The 24,624-nt window shown below is 71.1% G+C and carries 19 protein-coding genes; 11 read left to right on the top strand and 8 right to left on the bottom strand.

What is annotated here, in order from left to right; genetic code table 11:
* Nucleotides 1-903: 903 nt before the first annotated feature.
* On the bottom strand, nucleotides 904-2,994 hold the full coding sequence (locus FEF34_RS16615; RefSeq protein WP_138053888.1) for an SEC-C domain-containing protein: 2,091 nt from the start codon (nucleotides 2,992-2,994) through the stop codon (nucleotides 904-906).
* A gap of 678 nt (nucleotides 2,995-3,672) precedes the next feature.
* Between FEF34_RS16615 and FEF34_RS16610 the strand changes: the two genes are divergently transcribed.
* Entirely contained in the window at nucleotides 3,673-4,053 is a 381-nt protein-coding gene (locus tag FEF34_RS16610; RefSeq protein ID WP_138053887.1) for a type II toxin-antitoxin system RelE/ParE family toxin, read from the top strand.
* Nucleotides 4,050-4,397: a helix-turn-helix domain-containing protein gene (locus FEF34_RS16605; protein ID WP_138053886.1), complete on the top strand. Its 348-nt coding sequence runs from the start codon at nucleotides 4,050-4,052 to the stop codon at nucleotides 4,395-4,397. The genes FEF34_RS16610 and FEF34_RS16605 overlap by 4 nt, the downstream gene beginning before the upstream one ends.
* Before the next feature lie 971 nt (nucleotides 4,398-5,368).
* Here the strand turns inward: FEF34_RS16605 and FEF34_RS16595 are convergent.
* From FEF34_RS16595 to FEF34_RS16580, 4 genes are all read right to left on the bottom strand, one after another.
* Nucleotides 5,369-5,599: a hypothetical protein gene (locus tag FEF34_RS16595; RefSeq protein WP_138053885.1), complete on the bottom strand. Its 231-nt coding sequence runs from the start codon at nucleotides 5,597-5,599 to the stop codon at nucleotides 5,369-5,371.
* Nucleotides 5,600-5,606: 7 nt separating this feature from the next.
* On the bottom strand, nucleotides 5,607-6,071 hold the full coding sequence (locus FEF34_RS16590) for a hypothetical protein (RefSeq protein WP_234042416.1): 465 nt from the start codon (nucleotides 6,069-6,071) through the stop codon (nucleotides 5,607-5,609).
* A gap of 719 nt (nucleotides 6,072-6,790) precedes the next feature.
* On the bottom strand, nucleotides 6,791-8,497 hold the full coding sequence (locus FEF34_RS16585) for an IS1182 family transposase (RefSeq protein WP_138057288.1): 1,707 nt from the start codon (nucleotides 8,495-8,497) through the stop codon (nucleotides 6,791-6,793).
* 143 nt (nucleotides 8,498-8,640) lie between these two features.
* Complete coding sequence (locus FEF34_RS16580) at nucleotides 8,641-9,786, bottom strand: ISAs1 family transposase (RefSeq protein ID WP_234042415.1); 1,146 nt, start codon at nucleotides 9,784-9,786, stop codon at nucleotides 8,641-8,643.
* 215 nt (nucleotides 9,787-10,001) lie between these two features.
* On the opposite strand from FEF34_RS16580, the gene FEF34_RS43670 reads away from it, so the two are divergent.
* A complete protein-coding gene (locus FEF34_RS43670) occupies nucleotides 10,002-11,039 on the top strand; it encodes a transposase (RefSeq protein ID WP_171052975.1) in 1,038 nt (345 codons plus the stop codon).
* Between the two features lie 149 nt (nucleotides 11,040-11,188).
* On the opposite strand, the gene FEF34_RS16570 is transcribed toward FEF34_RS43670, so the two are convergent.
* The gene (locus FEF34_RS16570) at nucleotides 11,189-12,649 is read right to left on the bottom strand and encodes an IS1380 family transposase (RefSeq protein ID WP_234042414.1); all 1,461 of its coding nucleotides are present in this window, start codon (nucleotides 12,647-12,649) and stop codon (nucleotides 11,189-11,191) included.
* Nucleotides 12,650-12,893: 244 nt separating this feature from the next.
* On the opposite strand from FEF34_RS16570, the gene FEF34_RS42040 reads away from it, so the two are divergent.
* From FEF34_RS42040 to FEF34_RS16525, 8 genes are all read left to right on the top strand, one after another.
* Entirely contained in the window at nucleotides 12,894-13,103 is a 210-nt protein-coding gene (locus FEF34_RS42040) for a hypothetical protein (protein ID WP_199800669.1), read from the top strand.
* Between the two features lie 200 nt (nucleotides 13,104-13,303).
* Nucleotides 13,304-14,851, top strand: coding sequence for a TIGR02677 family protein (locus FEF34_RS16560; protein ID WP_138053883.1), 1,548 nt, complete (start codon nucleotides 13,304-13,306; stop codon nucleotides 14,849-14,851).
* Between the two features lie 13 nt (nucleotides 14,852-14,864).
* On the top strand, nucleotides 14,865-16,295 hold the full coding sequence (locus tag FEF34_RS16555; protein WP_138053882.1) for a TIGR02678 family protein: 1,431 nt from the start codon (nucleotides 14,865-14,867) through the stop codon (nucleotides 16,293-16,295).
* On the top strand, nucleotides 16,292-20,446 hold the full coding sequence (locus tag FEF34_RS16550) for a TIGR02680 family protein (protein WP_138053881.1): 4,155 nt from the start codon (nucleotides 16,292-16,294) through the stop codon (nucleotides 20,444-20,446). Before FEF34_RS16555 ends, FEF34_RS16550 begins: the two co-directional genes overlap by 4 nt.
* Nucleotides 20,436-21,722, top strand: a complete 1,287-nt coding sequence (locus tag FEF34_RS16545) for a TIGR02679 family protein (protein WP_138053880.1) — start codon at nucleotides 20,436-20,438, stop codon at nucleotides 21,720-21,722. Before FEF34_RS16550 ends, FEF34_RS16545 begins: the two co-directional genes overlap by 11 nt.
* Nucleotides 21,723-22,365: 643 nt before the next feature.
* Entirely contained in the window at nucleotides 22,366-22,809 is a 444-nt protein-coding gene (locus FEF34_RS16535; RefSeq protein WP_138053879.1) for a hypothetical protein, read from the top strand.
* Nucleotides 22,810-22,822: 13 nt separating this feature from the next.
* Nucleotides 22,823-23,188 carry a DUF6233 domain-containing protein gene (locus FEF34_RS16530; protein ID WP_138053878.1) on the top strand — a complete coding sequence of 122 codons (366 nt, stop codon included), beginning with the start codon at nucleotides 22,823-22,825 and terminating at the stop codon, nucleotides 23,186-23,188.
* Nucleotides 23,189-23,265: 77 nt separating this feature from the next.
* Nucleotides 23,266-23,475 carry a hypothetical protein gene (locus FEF34_RS16525; RefSeq protein ID WP_138053877.1) on the top strand — a complete coding sequence of 70 codons (210 nt, stop codon included), beginning with the start codon at nucleotides 23,266-23,268 and terminating at the stop codon, nucleotides 23,473-23,475.
* A 278-nt stretch (nucleotides 23,476-23,753) separates the two neighbouring features.
* Here the strand turns inward: FEF34_RS16525 and FEF34_RS16520 are convergent, their stop codons facing one another.
* Together FEF34_RS16520 and FEF34_RS16515 are read right to left on the bottom strand one after the other, a co-directional pair.
* On the bottom strand, nucleotides 23,754-23,984 hold the full coding sequence (locus tag FEF34_RS16520; RefSeq protein WP_138053876.1) for a hypothetical protein: 231 nt from the start codon (nucleotides 23,982-23,984) through the stop codon (nucleotides 23,754-23,756).
* A 60-nt stretch (nucleotides 23,985-24,044) separates the two neighbouring features.
* Complete coding sequence (locus tag FEF34_RS16515; protein ID WP_138053875.1) at nucleotides 24,045-24,383, bottom strand: hypothetical protein; 339 nt, start codon at nucleotides 24,381-24,383, stop codon at nucleotides 24,045-24,047.
* Between the last annotated feature and the right edge of the window lie 241 nt (nucleotides 24,384-24,624).

Below are 24,624 nucleotides of genomic sequence, written 5' to 3'. Positions count from 1 at the left end.
GACCTGCCAGAGGTGTCCATGGCCTCCCGGGCCAGCACGGATCCCGAACTGCAGCCTGGGCGAGTCGCCGAGGTCAGCCAGACAAGGCCGCCACGCCTCCGCCCTGGGCGCCTGCGCCGAGCGGCGATGCCTGCCTTGAGCCAGCCGTCTGTGCTGGTCAGACCCATGGCCTGCGTGAGCGATGCGTGAGCGGATGGTGCAGCACCAGCCCCCACAGGATGGATCGACCGTCAAGCCAAACGTCGCTGACCAGGCAAAATCAGACCGCCGAGCACCATCCAGGACCATCCGTCATGATCGCGCAAGCTCTCGTAATGCGTAGGTCTCGGGTTCGAATCCCGAAGGCGGCTCCATGGGAAACCGCAGGCCAGGCCTCTGGCCTGCGGTTTTTTCGTTTTCTTGACCTTGGAATGTGCGCATGTAGCGCTTCGGGCGCCCGTGCATGGAATGCGTAGGTCAAAGGTTTCACTCTTCGGAATCGGTGATGTGTCTGTGTCGCCGGACAAGGCGGCTGAACTGGTGTTTCTTGAGATCCTGCTGACGCTTCGGTCAGTACCTGCAGGAGTCCGAGGTGCCGTGAGTGAGGTCCGGTGAGGGCGCTGATTTTTGTAGGCAGCGGACAACGTGACGCTGGCGTACCCGGCTTGCGGCGCGAGGCGGGCTCCCATAGCTGCATGCTGCTGCTATGGGCGGCGGGCAAGTAGAGGCGAAGCCGTGTGATCGCGGGGATCGTTGTTGGGCCCCGCAGCGCTCGTGGAGGCAGGGGCGGCGCACGTGACGGGGCTGGGTCTTGCCCGCTGCCTGTGCCCGGATTGGGGCGAACGCCGCCTTCATCGCCGAGTGCGCCCCCGCGCCGGGGGCATCGGCGTACGGGTGAGGTGGCTGACCTCGTGCGGCGCGGGGTCAGCTGCGGCGGGTGAGGCCCACGCGGCGGCGCAGGTCGTCGGCGTCCGGGAGGGCGTCGGTGTCCTGGCCCTCGAGGTGCATTCGGGCTCGGCGCCATTCGACGTCGTCGAGCAGGGCTTCGACGCGGGCTCGGGAGATGCCGCCGTGGGCGACGGCTTCGGCGGGCGTGAGGCCGTCCTCTTCGCTGGGGTGGAGCAGCATCTGCTCGGCGGCCAGTTCGCGTGAGATGGCTGAGGCGAGGCGGGGGGCATCCTCCGGGACGGGGAGGAAGTAGCTCTCCAGCATCACGCGGCGGGGTTCGGAGGGGGGCGGGGCGATCCCGAAGTGGCGCAGACGTACCGCGCGTTCGGAATCGTCGGCGTCTTCGCACTGCGGGTCGCGGCCGGTCTGAGCCAGCATTTCGGCGGCGGTGGTGACGCGGTGCCGCTTCTCCCGCAGGCCGGGCAGGATCGTGGCCAGGAGTGCGGTGAGCTGTTCCAGACGCTTGGCGGTGGAGGCCGAGACGGTGAGGGCGCCGCTGCGGGCGATGCTGATGTCGGCCAGGGACAGCAGCTGGTGCCCCTGGCCCTTGCCCACCAGCGTCCAGGAGTTCTCGGAGGTCTGCTGGAGCCAGGATTCCGGCTGGGCCGCCACCCACTGCTGGTAGTCCTGGACGGTGGTCAGCGGGCGCGCGCCCGGCTGTGTGCTGTGCGCGTGCAGATGTGCGGCCGCGTTGGGCACACGGGCGTAGGTGACCTCGTGCCACTCGGGAGGGGTGCCGTCGTCGGTGGTGACCTCCAGTGCGCCGTCGTCGGCGAAGGCGCACAGGAGCTGTTCCGTGAAGTGGCCGGTGCTGTCCTGGGGTGCCATAGGGCCTTCGTGGAACAGCGCGGTGAACTTCGCGCGCCGCTCGCGGCCGGGAGCACCCAGGCCGCCCAGCGCGCGCAGCCGTGTCCCGTCGGTGAGGAAGCGGGCGACGACGAGGTCGAGCCGGACCACGGAGAGGGAGAACAACCGGTCGCGCTGTTCCAGCTGCCCGGCGCCGCCGGTCAGACTGCGCAGCTTGAGGCGCTCCCCGGGGCGTACCCAGGTGACCTCGTAGAGGTCGAGCGGAGTGGTCAGCCACGTGCGCAGCAGTTCGCGCTCGTCGTCGCGGAGAAGGTGGCCGCGGGCGGCGAGGAAGGCGGCGCCCGCGCCGTGGTCGAAAATCAGCGTGTCCGTGCACAGTCCGGCGGCGGAGGGTGCGCCGAGGGCGCAGGTCAGCAGCCGGTCGAGGTGGTGATCGAAGCCTCCGCGCTGGGCGTAGGTGGCGAGCATCGCGTACAGGGCCGGGGCGCGTTCGGGCAGCGGATGGACAGCCTGTGCGCGGTCGGATGCCTGGCAGCAGGCCTTGTACTTGCGTCCGGAGCCGCAGGGGCAGGGCTGGTTGCGGGGTACGCGTCCGGCGGTGGCGGGCGGGGCGAGCAGTGGCTGCAGGGGGTGCAGAAGGGGCTCGGCGACGGCGTCGTCGGCGATGGAGCGGGCCAGCTCGTGGGCCCGGACCCAGTCGCCCGCGCACAGCGCGTACTCGGCCGCGTCGCGTACGGCGGGGCGCAATGCCGGGGCGAGGGCCAGGCACTGCTCGGTCAGCGTCCGGGCCCGGTCGGTGTCTCCGGAGCCCTCGGCCATGCGGGCCCGTACGAGCAGCAGGGCCACTGACCACGCGGGGTCGGTCCGCTCGTCGGCGAGTGCGTTCGTCTCGTCGAGTGCCGTGGCCCAGGGGTGGGCCTGGTCGGATCCCGCCTCCAGGGCCAGGGCTTCGGCTTCGCGTGAGACATGGTCCAGGACGACGGGATCGGTCAGACGGTGCCGGCGCAGCCTGCTGCGCAGCTGTGCCGCTGCCGCGGGCCGGCTCAGCAGCCAGGTGCAGGCCAGTATGTCGGCGACGTCCTGTTCGGAACACTCCCCGCGCGGTCCGAGATGCCTGCTCAGCAGGGACCGGAGGGGGAGCCCGACCGCGGTGTTGCGGCGGACGGCGGCGTCGAGGTCGCCGGTGTGCACCGCCTGGGCGACCTTGCGGAGAGCCGCGGGTACTGCGGGCGGGTTCGGGTGAGTTGTGCTGCTGCGCATGCAGTTCAGGCTATCGGCCGCGGTTGGCCGAAGAACCCTCTTCCCGTTTCCGCAGCGGGCAGGCAGCGCGACGAGCGCACCGTCAAGTACGGTCGCTACGACGCCCGTTATCGCCTCCGCACCGTCAGGTGGCCTCGCTCCCCGTGGAGGCGGGGTGGAGGCCGGTGGCAGGGGCGGCGAGATGGTGCTCCCCGCGTCTCCACGTCCCCGCTGCCACGCCTGCGGCGCCTGGCTGGGTCAGGGCAGCCTGATCCGCGAGGCCAAGAACGACAAAATCCCCGGCGTCCTCGCCTGCGGCCGCCTCGACTTGGGCAGCCCGCCCGTCACCGCCTGGGAGCCCGCCCAGGCCTGGACCGGCGCGGAACTGCGGCTTGCCCGTCAGCTGAGGCGAGCCAGTGGGCGAGCCCTCCCGCACGCAGGTGCTCAACGCCCTTGCGGTATTCGCGGGGGCTGACGACCGGGTCGACATCTGCGCGCCGCTTCCTTGCTGTTCCCCTGAGCTCAGGCTGCCGCAGCCCTGTCCGGCGTTCTCGGGCGGAAGGGTGGCTGAGGTTCCCCGTTTCCCGGACGCCTGGACGCCTGGACTCGCGCAGGGAGGCAGGTTAGGCAGGGCCCGGGGTCGGAGTTGCGCCCTGGTTGACATTGAAATATGTCGCCCACGCCATATACGGTGGAGGGGTGAGCGAGCTCTATCAGGTCGAGCTGGAGCCGGAGGTCACCCAGTGGCTCGACGGCCTCTCGGACAAGCACTTCGGGAAGGTCGATGACGCCTCGGGGCTGCTGGCCGAACTCGGTCCCGCCATGCCCATGCCATTGGCCCGCCCCTTGCGGGACGGGGTCTGGGAACTGCGGCTGGTGCTCGGCGACATCGACGCGCGCATCACCTACTGGATCGCGCCGGACCGTCGGATCGTCTTCTTGACGTGGTTCCGCAAAACTCAGCAACACGAGGAGAAGCAGATTGCCCGCGCGGTCCTCGCCCGCAAGCAGTGCGAGGCCGAACACGGTCCAGCGGATGCCGACTTTCATCGGAGTGCGAGTAACGGAGGGATGCCATGAGCGGCCACACCAGGATGCAGGCCCTGCGTGAGAAGCGGATCCGGGAGGGGTACCCCGAGTCCGAGGAGCGCGCTCAGGAGCGACGCGAGAACCTGCTGGCGATGGCACTTGCTGTGGTGGTCTATGACCGCCGCAAAGAGCTCGGTCTGACCCAGGCCGAGGCCGCCGAGAGGTGTGGACTGGACCAGGCGAAGATCTCGCGTATCGAGGGAAGCGACGCGGTCCCCACCCTCACGCTGTTGTATAAGCTGTCCAAGGGGCTCGACGCCACCCTGCGCATCGATATCGACGTCGCCGACGACGAACCGAAGATCACGCTGACCCCGCACGATGCCGCTGCGTAGTGTCCTGCGACGTGTGGCGCAGGCCACACTGTGGGCAGGAACGTACCATGGCGATTCTGTCCCAACTCGCTGATGGCAATAGGAGCAGGTACGGGGGCAGCGCTCGGCGGTGGGGCCGCCGCCGGCGCTGCAGGAGTGATCCCGCCGGTCCGGACGGTTTGGCGGCCGGCGCACCCAGCGCTCCGGCATCCCGGGCAGCCCGCCAGTCGACGATGTGGGAGTGGTGCAGACCCTCCCGGCGCAGCAGCGCGCCCTTCGCCCCGGGCTCGGTCGGCCGCTCGTACTCCTCCACGACCCGAAGCTTGTACTCCGTGGTGAAGGACCGCCGCTTTGGCCCGCCCGCACGGGGGCCGCGCTTCTTCTTGCCCACGGCCCCATCATCGGCCACACCGGCCTGAAGGTCGGCACTACTCAGCGTCACGTTGGAAAGATCCTGTTATCGCCCCACTGGTAACAGAAGACTCGATTGTCCTCATGTCTCACGAGAGTCTGACAGGGAGGGTTATCGCAGGAGGTCTGTGGGAGGCCGACAACCCTGGTGAACCCGCTTCTTGTCGCCAGTGGTGCCCTTCCCGGTGGCCGGACGCCTTCGGACGACGTAATACGAGGTAGCACAGACCAACCAGCCGGACGTGCTCTGATCAGGCAAGACGTCACCCAGAAGCACGACCCGGCACCAGGCAACACGATCGCTCACGGCCTCGTAATGCGTAGGTCTCGGGTTCGAATCCCGAAGGCGGCTCCATTCCTACCCAGGTCAGACAGTGTCTGGCCTGGGTATTTGTATTCGTGTGCTGACTCTCCGTCAGGTCGACCGGCGATGGGATGGGCAGGGGAGCGCATCGAGATCCGTGGATCACGACCATTTCCTCGTGGATGAGTTCCATGCCTCTGCGATGGCCGCACCTGAACCTCCCGGGGTTCGGTGGGGCCCGTGCTCTCCGGGGTGAGGCCATGGCGCGGTGCGGCTTCTACCGAGAGCTGACGTGCTTCTTCGCGAGTCGGGATCGCCATGCCCAGCTGGTGAGTCCGCCAGCGGTCAGGGAGACGACGATGGCACCCCAGTCGATGACGTGGGGCAGGCCGGGAAAGAAGGCGAAGAAGGCGAGGACTGCGGCCGCGCCGACGAGAAAGGCGACGATGCCGGCGCGGCGGCGCTTGGTCTCCCAGTCGGGGTCTTCGTTCGTGGGCTGAGTGCTCATGTGCGGCTCACTTCGTGATGTGGTGGCACTGGCTGACCCGGCGGACGCCGTTGATGTTCAAGTGGGCGCATGCCTTGCCGTAGTGCGGAAGCGTCTGGGGAGCGTTGTTCCGCATCGGGTCGATCTTGCACTCGGTGTGGGTCGTGCCGCGGGAGGTGTGGTACGTCTTGTTGCCGGTGTTCGCGTAGGTGAAGTCGATCCGCCAGTTGCAGAAGCCGGCGTTGAGTGCTCCGACGAATCCGCAGTCGACACCAGCGTTCTGGTAGGTGATGTCCTTTCCCTTGCCGCGGACGATGTGGCTGAACATGCAGCCGGTGGGGACCTTCATGGTGACGCCACCGACTTGGTAATCGAAGCTGGCCACGGGTGTGGACCCGATGGCCGTGGCATGCGCCTGTGCCGGGGCTAAGAGCGCGAGTACGAATGCCGCGGCGAGTGCTGTCGTGGTTCGAGCCATGAGGTGAGCGAACATGCTCGGTGCTCCTCTGGGTGAGCGTCCCTGCAGAGCAGACAACGCCGCTGAACGGCCCTCGTATCGTCTCGGTACGACGGTCCACTACGAAGAGTGATCAACAGATAGGAGTGCTGACCGGCTATTGGGGCTGGAAGGGCAAGATCGGGCGCGTGAGCGGACGGGGTGACACAGGACGGATCACGTGGCACGCGGGCTGAGGGTGGTAGGTCCATGACCTGGGAGAACGGGATTCCGGAGCACTCCAGCGCCAGTCGAGATGATCTTGAGGGTCCCTGCAATGCCTCGGTCTCGGGTTCGAATCCCAAAGGCGGCTCCGCGCAGGGACCAGGTCAGATATCAGCTGACCTGGCCTTTTGTTTTCCCGTGATGCACCCGGGCATGCATCGGCTGGGATCCCCTGCTTCTGCCGATCCTCACCGAGTGGGCCACCGGCGATACCAAGGCGCTGCTGCCGGGTGGTCTGCTCGAACAACTCGTCCTGCGCGCTCTCGCACAACGCATCGTCGTAGGCGACGGGCAGCCGGCCCGGGCCGTCCCCGCGACCGGGTCGAGCGCCGTGAGTATCCGTGCACGGTTCCCCGCTTGGGTAATGCGTACCTGGGTCTTCATCGCCTACTTCCCCAAGGCGCTGCACATTGACGCCCGAGCCTCCTGGTGTCGAGGAGCCGGCCGCTGCGGCAGGCCCAGGGCGACTCTGTTGCGCAATTCGTGGCGGGTCATGCGGTGAGCTGGTAGGCGAGGCGTTCGAGTCGGCTGGAGCGGGTGCGCCGGAGAGGGCTGTCGGTCCAGTACGCGTCGAGTCGGATCACGTTGATCGCGGTGGCGGAGAAGGCGTGCTGGAGGCGGACTTTCGGCAGGCCGCGGTAGCGGGCCTGGCGGATGTCGGTGATGTCGAGGGCCTGGTTGATGGTGCCCTCGACGCCTGCCCGCAGGGCGTATTTGTTCTTCCAGGTGTTGGTCTGCTGCTCGGCGCGGGCCCGGGCGAGGTTCTCGTGAAGTTCCTGGGGTCTGAGGGTGAGCATGCGGCGCCCGGGTTTCGAGGTGGTGCACTGCTGTTGGAAGGGGCAGTCGCGGCAGGTCAGGACGCTGAAGGTGATGACGATGGCGTCCTTGCCGTGCTGTTTGACGGGGTTCCAGTGGGAGCTGGTCTTCCCGGCGGGGCAGCGGACCTGGCGGGTCTTCCAGTCGATGGTGAAGGCGTTCTTGGCGAAGCCTTCCGCGGCCTTGGCCTGCGCGGAGTGGTCCAGAAGGACCGGGGTGACCATGCGGATACCGTCCTTCATGGCCTTGGTGATCAGGTCGGCCGACGGGTAGCCGGAATCGAGGTAGTGCTCGGCCGGCTTCACGCCGTGCCCGGCGAGCTTGCGCTGGATCGGCGCGGTCGCCTTCACGTCCGGCACGGTCGCGTCGGTCGTGTGCACGTCGGTAATCAGATTCGGCTGCACCCCTGCTACCGCTTCGGCTTCGGCTTCGGCTTCGGGGAGTGTGCCGCATGTTTCGGTGAGGTGGACCTTGTAGCCCAGCCAAAACAGGTCCTCGCCTTTGGCAGCCCAGCGTGCGTCGGTGTCGTAGGGGGAGGCCAGGCGGAGTTGGCCGGGCGGGACGCCGTCGTCGGCGTCCCGCTTCCTGATCACCTGCCGTCCCCGCGTGTCGCTGCGGATGGTGTAGGTCTGCACGAGGACCTGCCGCAGCAGGCCCACGGCCTCGATCTCACGGATCCATACCGGGGTATCGGCGGCCCAGGCCGCCCGGCATAAAGCGAGGGCGTCCTGACCGAAGACCTGGGCGAGGCGGTCGCGCTTGGTCTGCGAGGACGGCATCCGCCAGCCATCCACCCGGGGCCCGTACCGCTGGGCGAACTCCGCCACATCGATCCGGCCGGCCAGCCACGACGGCGCCGCAGTCGCGAGGGCCTCCAGGGCCGCCCGCACGCTCTCCCCTGCCAGCTCAAGACGGTTCAAGTCCCGCACCGCACTGATCACATGGGTGGAATCAGTACGCTGCCTGCCTCCGTCCCCCACCAGGCCGGCGTCCTTGCAGTGCTCAAGGAGCCGGTCGAAGACCACCCGTTCCATGCCGTTGTCCGCGAGCCGGGCCCGGAACCTGGACAGCACACTCGCGTCGAAACCGGTGTCCGTCAGCTCCATCCCGAGCGCGTACTTCCAGTCGATCGCCCGCACCATCATCGCCGCGGCCTGCCGGTCGGTGAGGTCCTCGCAGTACTGCAGCACCGTGACCAGCGACAACACCCCCGGCGACAGCCCCGGAGCACCCCGCACCCCGAACGCCCCCGCGAACGGCTCATCAGCGAAAATCCCCGCCAGACGGTCCCGGGCCCGTATCGCCAGGCTCCCCTTCGGGAACGCCGCCCGAGCCACCCTCACCGTCTGCTCCGGGATCTCCGGCAGCCCCACCGGCCGCATCGACACCCGCCCCACCTCCACGGCCGCACGGCACGAAAGCGACCCAGAGACGATCATCACCGACCCGGCCCCACCCCCGCAGCGAATTGCGCAGCAGAGTCCAGGGCGATTTCAAAGTCTGGCTGTTCGTGCGTCTGTGCTGGTCAGCGGAGTCCGAGGAGTGTCAGGGGACGGGTGAAGGGCTCGTAGGACATCTCGCGGAGTCCAGCGGCGATGTTGTGGTGGCCGGCGGCACGGAGGCAGTTGATCGCGAAGCTGCGCAGGGTGGCCATGTTCTCCGGGCCGTGCTCGGTGTGGGCCTTGGAGGCGTCCTCGCGGAATGCGGTGTCGCGGACGAAGTGGAGCCGGTTTTCGATGACCCACTGCGAACGAATGATCTTCGCGAGCCGCTGCGGGGAGGCTTCCCGGCTGGTCAGATCTGTGATCACGTACGCCGTCTCGCGGCTGCGCCTGCCGGTCTTCAGGCAGGTGCGGTGGCGTACGAACCGGGCGACCTGTGCGGCGTACGGGAAGTCGAGGTCATCGACGGTCAGGACCTGCACCACGCGGGTCTCCTTGCGGCCGTGCCCCTCGGTGCGGTCGTAGAACTTCGCGGTCACTTCCCTCCAGGGCAGCGTGTGCAGCCGCTCGTAGAGACCGGCCTGGTTCTTCTTCACGCACAGCGCGTAGTGCGCGTTCTTGTCCTCGACGAGGAAGCGGGCGTGGCCGCGTTGGGCGTGCAGGGCATCGGCGGTCACGGTCACCCCGGTCAGGTCGGACGGTGCCAACAGGGCGGCGAAGCGGGTGATTTCATTCGTCTTGTCCGGGACTCGCAGTTGCGTGACGGTCAGCCCGCCACCGGTCATGGCGGCGAGCAGACGCGCGGCCGGGGTGTCACCGTGGCGGGAGCCGCGAGCGCTCTTGCCGTCCACCGCGAGGGTGTCGGACCCGGCCGGGTCCGTGCCGAGCAGGTCGGCAAGCCCGCCGGGACAGGTGCGGTTGATGATCCGGCGGATGGTCGCCGAGCTTGGCGCGACGCGGACGGCGAACACGCTGGTGGTGCGGGCACCGAGCCGGGCGAGAGCCTCCTGCGGGGCATTCCTGGCCCACGGGCCGATCGCGGCGAACGAACGCGCTCCGCTCAGCACGGCCGAGCACGCGATCAGCAGCACGCTCACGAACGGGTGACGCTTCCCGCGCCGGTGCCGCGGATCGGCCAGCGTGGCCAGCCGCTGCGGCAGTCCCGGCAGTGCGCGGTGCTGACGCGAGGGCGACTTGATCAGGCAGACGCTGGCAGACTGACGGCACATCGAAGCTCCGGTTCGGCAGGGCGACTTGAGAGGTCACCCACTCCAACCATGCCTGCAGAGGCACGGGCAGGTCGGCATGATCGTTGGTGCGGTCGTTCTGTCTGCTCCGGCCGCAGGGGGTTGGCGCGGTGTCCATGCGGCCGGGGGGATTGCCGTCCATTCCTGAACAGACGGCCAGAACGGCCCGTGCGGCCTTCCCTGGTGGGAGCCTGCCCATGCGCGTGCGTGACCACCTTGCCGAGGTTTTCGACGACGCGTTGTTCACCGATGCGTTTCCCGATCGTGGGGCTCCCGCCCAGTCTCCGGCCCTGCTCGCGCTGGTGACGGTGCTGCAGTTCACGGAGAACCTGACCGACCGGCAGGCGGCGGACGCGTCGCGGGATCGCCTGTCGTGGAAATACGCGCTGGGCGCGGAGCTCTCCGATGCAGGCTTCGACTTCTCCGCGCTGTCGAGGTTCCGTGCCCGGCTGGTCGGGCACGGCCTGGAGCGGACACTCTTCGACAGGCTCGTCGAGCACTGCCGCGAGGCCGGGCTGATCAAGGCCGGTGGCAAGCAGCGCACGGACTCCACCCATGTGATCAGCGCGGTCCGTGACCTGAACCGGACCGAGCTGGCCGGGGAGAGTGTGCGGGCCGCTCTGGAGGCGCTGGCGGTGGCGGCGCCGTCCTGGCTGGCCGGCGTGATCGACGTCGCCGAGTTCGCCGAACGCTACGGGCCGCGCGTGGATGGCTGGACGATGCCGGGCTCGAAGACCAAGCGGGACCGGCTTGCCCAGGTCTTCGGCCAGGACGCGCTGGTCCTGTGCCGGGCCGCCTGGTCCGACACCGCGCCGGTGTGGGTCCGCGAGATCGAGGCGGTGGCCCTCCTGCGGCAGGTCATGGTGCAGACCTACATCATCCGTACCGATGGCCGGGAACGGGAGGTGATCAAGAAGCGGGACGCCGACGACGAGGGCGTCCCGCCCGGCCATATCCGTCTGGCCTCCCCGTACGACCCCGACGCCCGCTGGTCGGCCAAGGGCGACGACCTGTTCTGGCTCGGATACAAGGTCCACCTCACCGAGACCTGCGACACCCTCCCCGAAGCCGAAGCCGAAGCCGAAGCCGAAGCCGAAGCCGAAGCCGAAGCCGAAGCCGAAGCCGAAGCCGAAGCCGAAGCCGAAGCCGTGAGGCTGCCGTTGCGGTTGATCACGGATGTCCACACCACCGAGGCGACCGTTCCGGACGTCAACCTCGATTCTTCGGTGGCGTGACGGCGTCGCCGTGTGCGGCTGGCTGCCCGGTATGTCCCGTGCCGTGTCGGGACTGGCCGTCGCGTGACGCTGCGGGGCGTCGGGTTCCACTGGCCCCGGGGGTGCTGCGGTCCTCTCCTCTCCGGTGTCGTCGGGGTGGTGGCCGGTCGTCAGGTACGGGCCGGGAGTTCGGTGGCTCGCTTCCAGGCGGCGGTGAACGCTGCCGCCCAGGGCCAGGTGCGGTCAAGGTGGAGGGTGCGGCGGCGGGCGTGGGAGGTGAGGCGGGCGGGCAGGTGGTAGAGCTTCCTGCGGATCGTCTCCGGTTCGGCGGCGGCGAGTTCGGGCTCGTCGTGCAGGAGGAGGAGCCGGGTCCAGGCGTCGAGGTCGGCGGCGAGCGTGGCGGCCAGCACCCAGGCGGCGTTGAACTGCCAGGATTTCGAGGGCAGCAGCCCGAGGCCGACCCGCTTGATCGCTTTGACGCGGTCCTCGACCTCGGCGTGATCGCGGTACAGGGCGTCGACGAACCAGACCTGGCCGGAGCCGGGTACCCCTGAAAGTCCCTGGTGGGAGGGGATGTTCGTGGCGACGATCTGGTAGCGCCAGCCGGTGCGTTTCTCGAAGGCGGTCAGCTTCTTCGCATCCCGGCGCGAGGGCTTGACCCGGCGCACGATCAACCGCATCCCCTGGGGCCAGCCGGTCAGGTCACGGACCCCGGTCAGCTCAGCGACCTGGTAGGACAGCCATTCGCCGTCGGGGCCCTTGATCTCGTGCAGTTGGCCGTCTTGCCGCAGCGCCGCCGTCCACACCTTCTCCGGCAGCCGGGCGATGGCCTTCTCGTCGGCGTCGTTGATGGCCCAGCCGGTCACCCAGCGCACCCGGCGCCGGCTGGTGGTCAGGCTCTGGAGGTGGCCGAGGACGTCGTGGCTGAAGGCCGCGCCGTCGGTCCGTATCAGCAGCTTCGACCACAGCGGCAGCGGGAGCTGCCGAAACGCCGAGGCCAGGACACTCTTGTGGTCGTCGACATCGTTCGGCGGCGCGTTGCCGGGTCGCAGCAGCATGGCGACACACTCGCGGGTGTTGGCCACCCACGCTCCCAGCGGCATGTGGCCGAAGCTGCCCTTGAAGGTGCCGGCCGCACCCTCCTTCTTGCTGCTACAGGTCACGATGGTGGCGTCGAGGTCGAGGACGTACCAGCCGGTGAGTTCTCTGCCGCACACCGCGATCCAAGGGAAGCCGCCGGGGCGCAGGGCGAGCAGGGTCCACACCATGCGCCGGACCACGGCGCGCACGCGCTCGATCCGCGCCGCCACCGGACCGTCGATCGCCTCCAGAGTGCGGCGCAGGGTGCTGTCCGAGACCGGCCGCGGGAACAGGCTCTTCCAGTGGTGCTGTAGTTGCTCGGCTTCCAGGATGTTCGTCGCGCCGAGCACGATCGCGCAGGCCAGCTGGACCAGCGCCATGCCCCGGTCACGCCAGCCAGGCCCAGTGCCCTTCGGCAGCGCCGCGCTGAGCACGGTGGCCAGGCCGACGCGGTCGGCGACCTTCCGCAGCAGCACCACGCCCGCGTGGCCGGTCAGGTTCTTGCCATCGGCCCGCACGGCAAGCCGGTGATCCCATTCGGTAGCCTGCACCTGTTGGGTGTCTCTTCTCTGCGACGGTTTTGATCTAGGAAATCCAGATCATCGCAGGTGGGAGGCACCCTTCTTCTGTCGGGGCATCAAGTCACGGCCGTAGCTGAATACATGAGGTCGACACCCCCGACTGGAGTGGCACGACACCGCCGAACGACTGCGCCTTATCCCCGGACCGTGACCGCGCGCTGCTCGCGGAGCGTGCACCGGCGTCCACCTGGACCTGCGGGATGGCGGGTTCCGGGTGGCGGCCCCACCGGGCTCGGTGATCCGGCTGTGGAACGGCGCGACCACCATCCTGCACAGCGGCGACGGCGAGGAGACCACTCTGCTCCCGCCGCCCGAGGACCCGTCGGACAACTCAGCCGGCAACAGGGGCGCGGCTGTTGTCACCAGGGGTGGTGACCGGCTGGGGACGGGGTGGCTCGGGGTGTACGCGGCGATCCGCCGCTGAGCCGCCCGCAGGGCGGGTCCCTACGGCGGCCACCACCCGGCACGGAGCGTGAAACGGGCGCACCGTAGCACAAGTGGCATGAGCCGAGGAGCGGCTCACACGCACCGATCGGGGTGCGGCAGACTGGTGTGGATCCGGTGGTACACGTCCGGCCGGACGTGTACCAGCCGCACCAGGGGAGAAGGGAAGCCGATAGTTCCGTGAGTGACGAGTTCGACGTCCCGGAGCCCGATGCCGCGGACCCCGTCGACGAGGGCGCGTTCGGTATCGACGCGTTCTCCCTCGACGACCGGCTGCGGCTGTTCCACTTCGCCGCCGCCGAGAAGCGGCACGAGTACCTGTGGCTGCTGCGGGCCTTCGACCGAGGACGCGCCAACTACCAGGTGCTGCTGCACGCCTCGGACGCGGTGGGACTGCTGGAGCGGCTCGCCGCCGACCATCCCGGCGCGGAAGTGGTGGGCGGATCGGCCGGTGTGCAGCCGTTGCTCGACGCGCTCGCGGACTGGCAGGTGCTGGACCGGTCGTACGACGGGACGCGCGCAGCGAACCTCGCCGAGTACCGCAACCGGCATTACGTGTACCAGTTCACCCAGGCCGGGTACCGGGCGTACCGGGCCGTGGAGGACGTGCTCGGCGCGAGCCTGGAGGACGCCCAGCTCTCCCGCCTCGTCTTCCCCGACATCCTCGGCGACCTGCGCGCGCTGGCCGAGGCCAACACGGCGGGCGACGGCGAGGAGGTGTACCGCAAGCTCGGCCGTCTCGACTCCGTGCTGAACGAGATGGCGCAGCGCGCCGCCCGCTTCTACCTCATGCTGGGCGACCTGGCGCGCACCAACGACACCCGGCCCGAGGTGTTCCTCGCCCACAAGGACACCCTCCTCGCGCACATGCGGGAGTTCACCGCCGAGCTCGGGCGCTACGCCCCGCTGCTCGCCGAGGCGGTCGAGAAGGCCGCGGCCACCGGTGTGGACCGGATGATCGAGTACGCGGCCGAGGCCGACGAACGGCTCTTCCGCAGTCCCGCCGAGCGCCTCGCGGACTGGCGGCACCGGTGGGACGGCATCGTCCACTGGTTCGCGGAGCGCGAGCACAGCGAGACCGAACGGCTGCAGGACGCCACCGTCACCGCGATCCGCTCCGTTCTCGCCCTGCTGCGCCGGGTCACCGAGGCCCGTCGGGGCGGGGTGAGCCGGGAGAGCCAACTGCGCCATCTCGCCCAGTGGTTCACCTCCTGCGAGAGCGACGACGACGCGCACGCCCTGTTCCAGGGGGTCTTCGGGCTCGGGGCACCCCGTCACATCGGAGTCCCGTACGCCGACCCCGAGCGGATCCCGTCCCGTACGTCCTGGTGGGAGGCCGAGCCGGTCGAACTCGCCCGCACCCTCGTTCAGTCCGGCCGCACCCCCGCCCTGCACGGGCCCGGCCGCATCGAACGCGACGAGGACCGGCGGGCGCTGCTGCGCGCCGAGCAGCTCAAGGAACAGGCCGAGCGCCGCGGGGCCGCGAACTCCCTCGCCTCGGACGGCGTGTACGGCCGGACGCTCGACGAGCCGGAGACACGGGCCCTGCTCACCCTGCTGGACGTGGCGCTCGCCGCCCGTGTCCCCGCGAGCCGCCGTGTCACCGCCGCCTCCGGCTCCGCCCACGGGGTACGGCTCACCCTCACCCCCGCCGAGGGCTCCACCACCGTCGACACCGTGCGCGGCCGTCTCCATCTCGACGGGCTGCGACTGGAGGTCACCGCATGAGCGAGGCCGTCGTATGAACCGTGTTGCCGAGGGAGTCTCCCCGCTCGAACTCGCCGACTACCAGAAGGCGGTACGGCTCGTCCTGCGGCACCCGCTGGTCACGTCCGGGTACCCGGACAGGGTGGCGCTGGCGACCGTGCGCCGCTGGGCCGATCAGCTGCGCAGCGACCTGATGGAGGTGCTCGGCTACCGGCTGGTGACCACCGCCGACACCGCCCGGCTCCAGCGTGCCCAGGACGGCCTGGACGCCACCCGCCCGGCGCTCACCCGCGCCGGACGGCCCTTCGACCGTCGCCGCTACGCCTACCTCGCCCTCACCCTGGCGGCCCTGGGCCGTCACGGCGCGCAGGTGGCGCTGGGCGAGTTGGCCGACGCGGTCGCCGCCGACGCCGTACGCATCGACGGACTCGGTCTCGACACCGCCCGCAAACCCGACCGGGACGCCTTCGTCGACGCCGTCACGTGGCTCACCGAACGCGGCGCGCTCACCCTCGCCGACGGCTCCGCCACCGCCTGGGCCGGCGATCCCGAGCGTGCCGAGGCCCTGTACGACATCGACCGCGAGATCCTCCTCGCCGTCCACCACCCGACCCGCGTGCTCCAGCACCTGACCTCGGTCACCTCGCTCCTCGACTCCTCCGGCGCGCTGGGTCTGTCCGCGGGCCGCGCCGCCCAGCGCCGGGACCAGGCACGCCGGGCCCGCCGCCTCGTGCTGGAGAACCCGGTCGCGTACTACGCCGACGCCGACAGCGAACTCCTGGGCCAGTTGCGGGCCCCCGCCCTCGCTGAGGACCTGGAGCGGCTGACCGGGCTGACGGTGGAGCGGCGGGCCGAGGGCGTGGCGCTCGTCGACACCTCCGGCAGGCTGTCCGATCTACGCTTCCCCGGCGGCGGAACCGTCGCGCAGGCCGCGCTGCTCCTCGCCGCCCGGATCAGTGCCGCCGTGCAGCGCTCCGGACGGCACGCCCTCGAACTGCTGCCCGCGCCCACCGCCGCCGAACGCCTCGCCGCCCGCGCCCGGCGTATCGACGCGGCCCTGCCGTCACGCGGACTGGTCACCGCACTCGCCGTGCAGGACGAGGAGCCGGCGTACGGGGTGCCGGTGGACGAGGCACCCGGCGACGAGGGGCGGGAGCCGGTCGAGACCCGGTACCCCTTCGTGACCGACTCCTGGCTCCGGGGCAGGCTCAAGGAGATCACCGCCGAGTACGGCGCGGGTTTCGCCGCCGATCTGCGCGGCGACCCGGACCGGCTGCTCGGCCAGGCTCTCGACCTCCTGGCCGCCATGTCGCTGATCACCCGGGTCGACGGCGGGGCCCTCGCCCTCCCGCTGCTCGCCCGCTACCGGGGGGTCACGGCCCGGGTGCGAACCCGTACGGCGACCCGACCGACCGCCCAGACCGTCCTGTTCGCCGACCCCACCGCCAAGGACCCGACTTCGTGAGCACGCCCGCTCCTACTCCGGCCGACGCCTCGGCCACCGCCCCCGCCGCCCGGTTCGTCCCCACCCGTGCCGGGATCATCAACCTGTGGGACTACCGGGACGAGGAGTTCTCCTTCGCCGACGGCTGGCTGGTGCTGCGTGGCCCCAACGGATCAGGCAAGACCAAGGCCCTCGAAGTCCTCTTCCCCTTCGTCCTCGACGGCCGTATAGACCCCAAGCGGCTCAACCCGTTCGCCGCCGAGGACCGCACGATGAAGTCGAACCTGCTCTTCCGCGGGCAGGACAGCGCGCTCGGCTACGTCTGGATCGAGTTCACCCACCGGGAGACGGGCGAGGCCGTCACCTGCGGCATCGGGCTGCACGCCCAGCGGCACCGTGACACACCAGCCCGCTGGCACTTCGTCGCGGAGGGCCGCGTCGGCGAGGACTTCTCTCTCCTCACCCACGACGACCGGCCGATGACGAAGAAGCAACTCGCCGCCGAACTCCGGCGCGAGCTGATCGCCTCCACCGCCGACTACCGCGCCGCCGTGGACCAGCGCCTGTTCGGTCTCGGCCCGGAGCGGTACGAGCAACTGCTCACCCTGATCCTCACTTTGCGCCGCCCGCAGCTGGCCAAGAACCTCGACCCGGCCAGGCTTTCCGACACCCTGACGGCCGGTCTGCGCCCGCTGGACGACGACCTGATCGCCGAGGCGGCCCGTTCCTTCGACGACATGGAATCCGTGCAGCGCACTCTGGAGGGGCTGGCCGCCGCGGACGAGGCCGCCCGGGCCTTCCTCGCGAGCTACTCCACCTATCTGCGGGTCCACGCCCGTGCCGCCGCGGACCGGCTCACCGCCCGCCGTAACGAGACCGCCGAGCGTGCCGCCGCGCTGAGCAGCGCCACTGCGGACCTGGCGGCGGCCCGAGAGCAGCAGGCCGCCGCCGAGGCGCGCGCCGAGTCGGCCGACGCCTCACTCGCCGCCCAGCGCGCCCGTCTCGACCAGTTGCGCTCCTCCGCCGCCTACCAGGCCGTCGAGCAACTGGTCGACCTGGAACGCCTGGTACGCACCTGCGAGCAGACCGCCCGGCACGCGAGCGCCGAACGCGAACGCCGTGGCGCCGCCACCGGCCGCGCCCGCGCCGAGGCCGAGCACGCCGCACGGCTCGCCGCCGAACTCGATGCCGCTGTCTCCCGGGACGCCGCCGCCGTCGCCGACCATGCCCACACCGCCGGCCTGCCCTGGACACCGGCGGACGCCGAACCCGCCCACCTCACCGAACGCTCCGCCGCATGTGCCGCCGCCCGCCACGAGGGCGTCCGGGCCGTGCGCGCGGCCCAACGAACGGCACACGGCGCCGAGCACACCCGCGACCTCGCCCGGGCCTCCCTCGACCGTGCCGAGGAGGCCGTCACCGCAGCCGGGACAGCGGAGACCGCCGCCGAGTCGGCCCTGGAATCCGCCCGCGAACAGGGCCGTGCGGTGCTCGGACAGTGGGCGGAGACATACGGCGAGCTCCTGCCCGGAGCGGAGCGGGATGGGGGTCCCCCCGGCCGCATGCTGGGGGAGGGGGCCGGCCGACTCGCCGAAGCCCTCGAACTCACCGGCGAGGCCGACGCGGTCACGCTCGCAGACGCCTTCACCGAGGCCACCGCGCCCGCCGTGCAGGAACTTCGCGACGGTCTTGCCGCCCTGCGCGCCCAGCGCACCGATGTCGAGCGTCGCCGCGCCGAGACGGAGGCCGAACGCGACCGGATCCTCGCCGAACACGACGACGCCCCGCCCCCGGCCCGTGGCCGCACCGCCGACCGGGCGTCCGGTGACGGTGTTCCGCTGTGGCAACTCGTCAACTTCCAAGAGAATCTGACGGAACGTCAGCGAGCTGATCTGGAGGCGGCCCTGGAGGCTTCCGGCCTCCTCGACGCCTTGGTCACCGCCGAGGACACCCCCGTGGCGGCCGGGCGCAGCGAGGGCTATCTCCGGGCCGGTGCCCCGGTCGGCGGACCCAGCCTCGCCGACCTCCTGAGCCCCGAGTCCCCCGGGACCGGCGACGCGATCCCGACCGCCGCCCGGATCACCGCCGTACTGCGCTCGGTCGCCGTCACCGGCGACCTCGACACCGGCATCCCGCAGGTCAGCCCGGACGGCCGGTACGCGGCCGGTGTCCTGGTCGGTGCCCACACCAAGGAGCATGCCGAGTACGTCGGCGCGACCGCCCGCGCCCGTCGCCGGGCCGCCCGGATCGCCGCCTGCGAGACTCTGCTGGCCGAACTCTGCGCTCAGCTCGACGAGTTGGGGCGCGCACAGGCCCGTACGGACACCGCCCTCGACGCGTACGCCGCCGCCCGCGCCGCCCTGCCCCGCACCACCGGCATCACCGAGGCGCTGCGCGAGCTCGACCGGGTCGCGGCGAGGCTGCGTGCCACCCGCGACGCCGCCGACGCCGCCCGGGGCACGTACGACGAGTCGGTGGCCGCCTGCTCGGTCGCAGAGCGTGCCCTGCTCCGCACCGCGGCCGAGCACACCATCGAGACCGACCGCGTCGACGCCGTCGAGACCGCCACCCGCGCCTTCGAGACGGCGGTCCGCGAACTGGCCGCACGCCGCCGCGAACACGCCCGCCAGAGCGAGGCGGCCGAGGCAGCCGCCGACCGGCTCACCGTCGCCGCCGAGGACGAGGAGGCGGCGGCGGACACCGAGCGCGCGGCGCGCCGTCGGCACGCGGAGGAGGCCGCGGGACTTGAGGCCCTTCAGGAGGCCGTCGGGGCCGAGGCGCAGGAGGTGATGCGGCAGGTGCAGGAGACCGAGGACGGGATCGACGCCCTGGCGGGGGAGGCCGAGGCGGCCCGCAGCGCCCAGCACACCGCGATCGCGGGCACGGCGGCGGCCGAGGCCCGCCGTACGGCCGCCGCCGAGGCCGGGGCGGTCGCCGCGGCGGAGGAGAAGGACACCGCCCGCTCCCTGCGTCCGTACGCGGCCCGTGAGCTCCTCGACATCCTGCGCTGTCCGCAGGGTCTCGCCTGGCCCGCCCAGGAGGCCGACTGGACCGGCGAGGCACTCCCGTCGGCCGTGGCCGGCGTGCACGAGGCGATCCTCTCCGCGACCCGTGACCTCACCCCCACCGAGACCAGCCTCAAGCAGTCCGTCACCCGCCTGACCAAGGCCCTGGACGACCTCCAGGCGCAACTCGCCGCCGCGGGGCAGGACTACCGGCCCGAATGGGACGGCTCCGACGGCGTCATTCTCGTCCGCGTGGCCGACGAAGAGGGCCCGCTGCCCGTGGCCGCCTTCGCCCAGAAGATCTCCGCCCACCGCCGTGACCAGGCCGAACTGCTCTCCGAGTCCGAGCAGCGCATCCTGGAGGACGCCCTGCTCACCCGGCTCGCCCAGCAGATCCACGACCGCACCGTCGACGCCCGCGACCTGATCCGGCGGATGAACACCGACATGCGTAAGCGGCAGATGTCCTCCGGGACGACGGTCGGCGTGGGCTGGCTGCTCGCCGACCACCTCGACGACGAACAGCGTGCCGTCTGCGCCCTCCTCGACGCCGACGCCGCCCGCCTCGGCCCGGACGGACTCGCCCGGGTGCGCACGCACTTCGCCGCGCAGATCAAGACCGCCCGCGCCCGCCACCGCGACCAGCCCTACCGCGAACTGCTCGCCGAGGTCCTCGACTACCGGCGCTGGCGGCTTTTCGCCTTCCAGCTCGTACGCCCCGACAGGAGCGAGGAGCGACTCACCCGCGCCCGGCACAGCCGCCTGTCGGGTGGTGAGCAGTCCGTGTCACTGCACCTGCCGCTGTTCGCCGCCGCGCACGCCATGCTCAACTCCGCCGACCCGCACGCCCCGCGCCTGCTCGCCCTCGACGAGGCCTTCGCGGGCGTGGACGACACCGGGCGCGGCGAACTCATGTCGCTGGCCGCGCAGTTCGACCTCGACCTGTTCATGACCGGCTACGACCTGTGGGCCGCCCACGCCTCCGTGTCCGCCGCCGCCCACTACGACCTCGCGCACAGCGCCGTCGACCACACCGTCTCCGCGCTGCTGCTCGTCTGGGACGGCGACCGGCTCCTCGCCGACGACACCGGCGACCTCACCGCGGCCCTCGGCTCGCCCGGTACCCGGTGCGTCCCGACGCCCGAGGAGGCCGCGATTGTCGAGTGAGCGGCGAGAAGACCATGGGTACGACGAGTTGCGGGGCGAGGGATGGACTCGGCTCCTCGCCGCCGCCCGCCGCAGGCTGGAGCGCACCGGGGGCGTGCTCGACGGCGACATCGGGCTCGCGGGGCCCAGTGAGGCCGAGCGCCGCACCGTCATCGGGATCACCGGCCGCTACCGGCCCGAGACCACCAAGCGCCTCGCCGTACCCCTGAGTGATCTGGACGGGTATCTGTACGGCCGTTACGGCACCGGTCTCCTCCAGACCCTCGGCCGTCTCCACGGGCCGCTGCGTGACCGGCCCGCCGAACGGGCCGAAGAGGAAGCGCGCCGCGACGACGCCCTGAAGTCGGCCCACTCCAGTCGGCTCGCCGGGCACGGATGGTTCGCCGCCTGGCTGGACCGGATCGCCGCCGACGGCACGCTCACCCGTCTCGTACGCCGGGGAGACGTTCCGCTCCTCGACGCGGCGGTACGTGTCCTGGAAAGGCTGACCGGTGACGGGGACCGTTCCGCGAGGTCCCCGAACCGGGTCCCCGGCGTCATGCCGCTCCCGGTCCTCGCCGAGTGGGCCACCGGCGACACCAAAGCCCTCGTGCCCGGAGCCCCGCTGGAACAGCTCGTCCTGCGGGCCCTCGCCCATCGCACCGGCGGCGGCCCGGAGGTACCGCGTGACCGGGGCGGGCGGCGCGCCCTGTGGGAGAGCGCCGGCGCCATCGCGGACGACCTCGCCAGCCAGGTCCTCGTCCTCAACATCGGCGCCAGGGGCGACACCGTCGTCTGCGACTGGCTGCGTGACGCCGCCGGCTTCGGCATACCCTTCCGGCTCACCCTCCACCAGCTCGCCACCGACCCCGTCGTCCCCGCCGCCCGCACCATCTTCGTCTGCGAGAACCCGGCCGTCCTGCGCGCCGCAGCCGGCGAACTCCAGGACACCGCCGCCGCCCTGGTCTGCACCGAGGGCGTCCCGTCCGCCGCCTGCCACAAGCTGCTCGGTGACGCCGTGCGCGCGGGAGCCCGGCTGCGCTGGCGCGCCGACTTCGACTGGGCCGGCCTGCGCATCACCGCGGACGCCGTGGCCCGCCACGGCGCCGACCCCTGGCGGATGACCGCCGCCGACTACACGGCGGCACTCGGCGAGGGCGGGTCCACTCCGCTCGCGGGACCGCCCGCGGCCAGCCCCTGGGACCCCGGACTGGCCCTCGCGATGGAGGCGTCGGGTGGCACGGTCATGGAGGAACGCCTCCTGCCCGCGCTCCTGTCCGACATCAATCGTGCCTGAACCGGAGTCCGGTGGCCGACTCGATCCGTCGACCGGAGCACGTCGAAGGGCACGCACCGGCGAGCCGGCGCCGGTACCCGAGCACGTGGAGGAGATCAGTTCGATCGCGTTCGTCGTCCCGCGTTACTCGGCGGGCGGCTTTCAGCGTGTGTCGGTGTCCGGTTCGGGCACCGGAATCGCTCTTGCTGGATCCCGTCGATCGGTGTCGTCCAGCGGCCGTCGGTGAGGACGTCGCCGGCCCAGACCCGGTACCCGGTGAGCGCTCCCGCTGTGATCTTGCACATGGGCCGGCCGTTGACGATGGCGCGGCGGTCGAAGGGGGCGTTTGACGGCTTGGCGAACCTGACGGTCCTGGTGCTGCCGACGGCGCCGTCGGTGCCGAACCTGAAGCAGGTGACGTCCTTGTCGGCGGGGAACCGCGCGCCTCCCGTCGTGCATGTGAGGACTCCCGGTCGGCAGGTGTCACGTCGCCGCCGCGTCAGTCCGGTCGCGGATCGGGGCTCCCGATTCGGTTCCGGCCGTGGCCGCCGGTTCCCCGTGGATGCGGTTCGTCGCCGTCCGCGGGTGGCGAGGGGGCCGACGCGTCCGGCATCAGGCGTTGCGTGCTCCCCCCAGCTATTCGAACAGGCGTATCATTCCAGCCGTGGCCGAATATGACTTCCCCGACGAGCTGCGCGACGCTCAGCTCCGCCTTCACCGGGCCCGTTCCGCGTACCGGGCGTTGTGCCGGGAACTGCCGTGGTCCGTGGTGCCCGCCGAAGGGTGGACGGGAGAAGAGGGGCACTACTCCAGCTACCGCCGCGAGTTCCCGGAGAGCCCCGGGTGGAGCGAGGGGCAGAGGGCCGAGGAGGCCCGGCTGCGTGAGCTCGTGCTGACGCTGTCGATCGAGGTGTCGACCCACCCGTACTGGGCGGGCCTCGAAGGACCGGACGTGGTGAAGGCCCGTATGGCGCTCAAGCACGCCGAGGGTGGGAACGGCACCCCGCACGAGTCCGGCGGAGTCGGATCCGGAGGGGCGGGCCCGGCGTGCGACCCGGCCGGGGACGACTCCGGCGGCGCGCCGCCGGTGAGCTCCGCCGCGGCGTGAGCGGGGCAGACCCATGTCCGACCTGTCGCGCTCCGAGCGGATCAGGCTCAACGAGGGCCTGCGCGACTGGCTCACCTACCAGTTGCGGCAGACCGAGCGCACCCTCGACGAGCTGAAGCGCGAGGAGGAGGAAGACCGGAGGCGCCGTGACGTCGCCCGGATCGAGATGTCGTGGAAACTGCAGCCCGCCCGGGTGGAGGGTGCCCAGCCCATGCTGCACCGGGGCAACTGCGGTCTGTACCGGACGCAGCTCGGCTATCTGGACAAGGAGCACGTCGTGATCGCCCTGGAGGAGTTCCCTGAGCTGCTGATGTGCGAGGTGTGCGCGCCGTGGGGCAGCCTCGGCGTCCCCCGGCCGCCCGGGCGGCCGGGGGTGTAGACACCCCGCGGTCCGGTGGGGGCCGTCCGCCGGCCGCGCCGGCTGCGATCACGACCGGAGCGGCGCACCCTGGAGGCATGGCCCCGCCGATCGTCGTGCACCGGCCGTCCCCGTCCGGCGGGCGGCGGGTGACCGTGCGCGGGGAGATACTCGGGCTCGCGCACGACGACAGGGACGTGATCGAGTTCCTCCGCCGGGCGGGCCTCCCGGACGCCTGGAACCTCCTCGACGACCCGAACTGGGTCGAGTGGCGGGGCGGTCAGGCGCACCAGTGGCATGCGGCGTGACACGAGCCCCCGCCTGCCGTGTTCCTCATCGGGGGCGCCGCGTGGCGCGCCCCACTCCCATGTGGGTGAAGCCCGCCGAGAGAAGGGCGGCGGGGTCGAGCAGGTTGCGGCCGTCCAGGAGCAGAAGGTTCCGCATCAGCCGGGCGTCGGTCGGCCAGTCGACTTGATGAAGGTGATCGTCGTGGCGAGCAGGGCGTTGGAGGCGAGTTCGACCATCTCGGCCGAGGCGACGTCCATCTGTCGTCTCTCGTGGGACGCCGTCCGACCCCGGGGCGGGTTCAGGCGCGGCGCCCCTGGTTCCTCGGGTGGTCGCGGGCGGTGCGTTCGTTGCCGAACTTGTACGAGCCCGTCCAGCGCGCCATCACCTCCTGGGCGTCGCCGGACTCCACCTCCTCGGCGAACCTCGAGGCGCGGTCGCCGCGCAGTGTCGCGGCCTTCCGCCGGCGGTGGGTGATGACGATGGTGCCGTCGGCGCGGGCTTCGTAGCTGAAGCCGGAAGGGCTCGGCATGAGTGGGCCTGCCTCGTCTCTCGGGTCTCGGGGTGGTTCCGGGGCTTTCCGGGCCGGCCGTCAGGCCGTGTCGCCCGTTCTGGTCAGTGCCCAGGAGGTACGCACCGGCAACACCCGGGGGACGGTGCCTTCCTCCTCCGCCGGCATGCCGCTGGCGAAGGGCCTGACCAGCGGATGCAGCCGGTACGCGTGTCCGCCGGGCCTGCGGACCACGTCCGCCCGGTGCCACGCCGCGTAGGAGCCGCCGGCCACGGTCGCGGCCCCCTGCCCCGAGGGCGCACCGGTCCCGTCGCCCGCGGCGATGACCGCCCCGGTCACCGTTCCGGCCCCCAGGAGGACGGCGGCGAGCGCGGCCGCGAACGGCGTCCTGCTGTACGTGGTACTGAGGAAGGTCTGCATGGTCCCCCTGGACGCATCGGCTGAGCAGAGTGATCCGGCTACGCCGGCCGATGGTGCCGGCCGGTTTCGGGCGCCTTTCCCCTCGATCGGCGACCTGTCCTGGTGAGACCACCCTGCTCGGCGCCGGGAGCCTTGCCCAGAGGTTTCTCGTGTCAGGGACCTGCAGTGGCAGGACGAGGACACGTCCGCGGGCCCGTTCAGGTCCGCAGGCCCGGACACGTCTCCGGGCCCGGGCTCCCGG

It is taken from the genome of Streptomyces marianii (assembly GCF_005795905.1).
GTDB classification, from domain to species: Bacteria; Actinomycetota; Actinomycetes; order Streptomycetales; family Streptomycetaceae; genus Streptomyces; species Streptomyces marianii.
The sequence above is the reverse complement of the archived record's forward strand: the minus strand, read 5'-3'. Positions and strand labels throughout refer to the sequence as shown.